The 263-nt window shown below is 39.5% G+C and carries 1 protein-coding gene; it reads left to right on the top strand.

What is annotated here, in order from left to right:
• On the top strand, nt 1–263 hold a 263-nt coding region (locus ACYYG1_RS17540; RefSeq protein ID WP_461211623.1), incomplete at both ends, for a hypothetical protein.

Genomic DNA, 263 nt, shown 5'->3' with positions numbered 1-263 from the left:
GAAACAGAAGCGTTCACAGATCAACTATCTTTAGCCGGGAAACTTAAAACTGGTCAGCTTACACATAGTTTTAATGTAGGTGCTGAATATAGTCGTGAAGAGACTGAGCGTGGCTCATATAACATCATCTACCCTGGTTATAAGGGAACAACGACAACTGGCTTTGATAATACGTGTAAAAATAATGATGGGTGGTGTACCAGTTTAACAAATCCATCTGGGAATGCTCCATGGTTAGGTTCATTAACAACGAATCCAAAACA

It is taken from the genome of Desulfocurvus sp. DL1XJH-121, from assembly GCF_054819825.1.
The sequence above is the reverse complement of the archived record's forward strand: the minus strand, read 5'-3'. Positions and strand labels throughout refer to the sequence as shown.